Genomic DNA, 3,361 nt, shown 5'->3' on the forward strand with positions numbered 1-3,361 from the left:
GTGCTGCACGACATTGCGCCGCGCCGGGCCAAAAGCGTCGCCGAGACCGTGTNGGGCGACTACCGCCCCGGGGTCTGGGTGTCCGACCGCTACGCCGGACAGCAGGATCTCGCCCTGGCCCATCAGGTCTGTCTCGCCCATGTCCTGCGCGACGTCCAATACGCCATCGATTGCGGCGACACCGTCTTCGCCCCGAAAATTCGTGATCATCTCCGTTGGGCAATCCGTGTCGGCAAACGACGAACAGAGCTCAAGGACTCTACGCTGGTCGCTTATGCCGCCAAGGCAGAGCGCCGCCTCGACACCCTGCTCGCCATCCCCGCCGCTCATCCGGCCGGGAAAATCCTCCAGCGCCAGATCAAGGCGTGGCGAACGAAGTTCTTCGTCTTCCTTACCGATCGCGAGGTCCCGCCCACCAACAATGTGTCCGAGCGCGAGATCCGGCCCTCCGTCGTCTTCCGCAAGGTCACCAATGGATTCCGCTCCGACTGGGGTGCCCAAGTCCATGCCGGATACCGGTCTGTCACCGGCACGGCGCGCCTCAAGGGCCAGACTGCCCTTCAGGCCGTTCGTGACCTCGTCAACGGCACCTTCGTCGTCGCCTGACAAAATCGACGCCAACCCCGTGAGCAATTACCTAATAACGACTATGGTAATGAAGAAGGATATCTTCTATATGAAAATAGATTGCCCGCAAGGGCAGAAGGCATAGACCAGTATAAGCATATTCATAATGTGGCGTGTCTATTGGCTATAAATCCAAAACCATCAATCGTAAATCTGTTAAGTAAATTTACTGGGATTAGTTCTTCTGAAATTTACTTTGCCACAAAGTTTGCCTACACTTATCAAACCATTGGTAGAGGCTCCCTGAGGGATAGGAACTGCCAGCACCCTATCAAGCTAGTGGTTCTGTCAAAGGCAGAGGCTGATAAGTTGGCAGAGCTTTTCCTCGGTGCCCAGGTGGTAGGGCAGATTGGAAATCTCCATTCTCTACGATCATTAGAGAAAGAGGTTAAACGCTCTAGCGAAAATAAGAGACTTGAGGAATGGTCAAACAAACATAGAGTAGCCTATTCAAAGTATAAAAAGCGTATCACAGCTAAAGGCGGATATGTTCTTGATAAAGAAGATTGGCTTGAGCAAGAAAGGCTTCCTCGCCTTGGGTAACTAAGGAGGCCCTAGAGATATATTGGGGGTAACATTTTTCTTAATAAGGCTTCTAGGATATTTGTTACCCCTCTATAATATTCACAACAGAATGTTTGTTACGCATACCTATACAACCATATAGGATGAACGTAACATTTGTTTCTAATGATATACTTCAGTCAGTGAAAGTAACCAACTTTCATATACACTTCGTGTTAATCTGAAGCGATATTCATAATACCATTATGAGTATATATCTGTGCAAATGGGGAGGGGTGGGGGGCTGTAAGCAACCCCCGTCCCCTCTCCCTTCTTTGATGCCATTAGCCGGGCCTAAGCGCCCGCGTAGCGGCATAGCTCCCCGCATATCTCCTTGGGCCATTTGGTTTGGAATGGGATTGCTACGCAATCAATTGAGAGGGGTGGGCTTAACGCCCTCTTATGTCCAAACCTTACGCCCTCAAGGGCGGGCGGCCCGAGACGAATAAAAGTAATTAGTGTATTTAAAAGGAATATAAATTATGAACTTAACATATGACAAGACTAGAAATAGATTCTATGACGAACATAGAAGTATTTCTGGAGATTATAAGGGGTTTAGAATTTTTAGAATAGGTGATTACCTTCTTAGGGAATTGATGAAAATTGAAAAGAATGGTAGTTTAACCAATCCTCCTCTTGATCTAACTGGAAGTTACACTAGTGATTTTCATGCAATGAGAGCAATTGATATTTATGTAAATGATGGGAAGTAATCATGGAAGGATATAACGAGATACCAGTTAATGGAGCTAAGACATATATCACTTCGTTAGACTTAATGCGTTTGTGCACGAGTAATATGTGGAAGTGTTCTTTCGAGACATTGCAAGAGATTGCTTCTAAAAGGGGGTGGGATACGCTTAGGCGTCGCTATTGGGAAGAGAAAATGATCTCAATTCTTCTTAAGAACGCGATTGATGAAGCGGATTCATCTAGTGCTGAAAAGGCACTTAAAGCTATTAGGGGTAAATCTTATTCGTCTAGCAAAAGAATAGTAGAAGATGAATAGGTAATCCCCCCTGGAAATAAGGGGATGCGGACGTAGAATTTTCTCGGTTTTGCGAACGAGGAGATTCGGATGAAGAAGAGTCGGTTCACGGACGCCCAGATCATGGGGATCCTGCGTCAGGCGGAGGAGGGTATCCCGGTCCTGACGCTGTGCCGCGAGCACCAGATGAGCAGCGCGACGTTCTACAAATGGCGGGCGAAATACGGCGGCATGGACGCCTCGATGATCTCGGAGATGAAGGGGCTGGAGGACGAGAACCGGCGGCTGAAGAAGATGTTCGCCGAGCTCAGCATGCAAAACGAATTGCTGAAGGAGGCTCTCGGAAAAAAATAACCCGGCCATCCCAGCGCCGGGAGATGGCCGAGACAGCTGTGGCGCGACGAGGGATCAGTATTGCGTTGGCGTGCCGGACGTTTGGGCTCAGCGAGACGTGCTATCGCTATAGCCCGAGGCTCTCCGACGAGAACGAGCAGATCGCCGACCTTTTGATCGGGCTGACCCAGGCCAGAAAGACCTGGGGGTTCGGCCTCTGCTTCCTGTATCTGCGCAATATCCAGGGGCATGACTGGAACCACAAACGGGTCTATCGGATTTATCGCGCGTTGGAACTGAACCTGCGCATCAAGCCCCGGAAGCGGCTCAAACGCGACAAGCCCGACGAACTGGTGGTACCAGACGCCCCCAACCAGGTCTGGTCGATGGATTTCATGGCGGATCGTCTGGAGGATGGCAGGGCTTTCCGGCTTCTCAACGTGCTGGATGATTTCAATCGGGAGGGGCTCGGCATTGAAGTCGATTTTTCGCTGCCCGCAGAACGGGTTGTCCGGATGCTGAACCAAATTATCGAATGGCGCGGCAAGCCAGCGACAATTCGGGTCGACAACGGTCCCGAATATATCAGCGGCACGCTGATGAAATGGGCCGAGACGCGCGGCATCGGCCTCCAACACATCCAGCCCGGCAAGCCGCAGCAGAACGCCTANGTCGAGCGTTACAACCGGACGGTCCGGCATGAATGGCTGGGCCAGTTCCTCTTCGAAACCATCGCGGAGGTGCAGGATCAAGCGACAGAATGGCTCTGGACCTACAACAACGACCGCCCCAATATGGGCATCGGCGGCATCACACCCGCCCAGAAACTGAAATTGGCCGCCTGAG

At 51.1% G+C, this 3,361-nt stretch carries 4 protein-coding genes; all 4 read left to right on the forward strand.

Annotation, left to right across the window (positions count from 1 at the left end; all coding sequences use genetic code 11):
* On the forward strand, positions 1-606 hold a 606-nt coding region (locus PHAMO_RS17200; RefSeq protein WP_040567781.1), incomplete at its 5' end, for an IS66 family transposase.
* Positions 607-687: 81 nt separating this feature from the next.
* On the forward strand, positions 688-1,170 hold the full coding sequence (locus PHAMO_RS19630; RefSeq protein ID WP_002731215.1) for a hypothetical protein: 483 nt from the start codon (positions 688-690) through the stop codon (positions 1,168-1,170).
* 503 nt (positions 1,171-1,673) lie between these two features.
* Entirely contained in the window at positions 1,674-1,907 is a 234-nt protein-coding gene (locus tag PHAMO_RS19635; protein ID WP_002731216.1) for a hypothetical protein, read from the forward strand.
* 365 nt (positions 1,908-2,272) lie between these two features.
* A protein-coding gene (locus PHAMO_RS17210) for an IS3 family transposase (RefSeq protein WP_155801870.1) occupies positions 2,273-3,360 on the forward strand; the annotation gives its coding sequence in 2 pieces (ribosomal slippage) (positions 2,273-2,534 and positions 2,534-3,360; 1,089 coding nt in all).
* The last annotated feature ends 1 nt before the right edge of the window (position 3,361 follow it).

The organism is Magnetospirillum molischianum DSM 120 (assembly GCF_000294655.1).
Classification (GTDB): domain Bacteria; phylum Pseudomonadota; class Alphaproteobacteria; order Rhodospirillales; family Magnetospirillaceae; genus Phaeospirillum; species Phaeospirillum molischianum.

What these genes read in the sequence shown, in the direction of transcription:
- PHAMO_RS19635 (WP_002731216.1), top strand. Translation starts at nt 1,674, where the DNA reads ATGAACTTAACATATGACAAGACTAGAAATAGATTCTATGACGAACAT.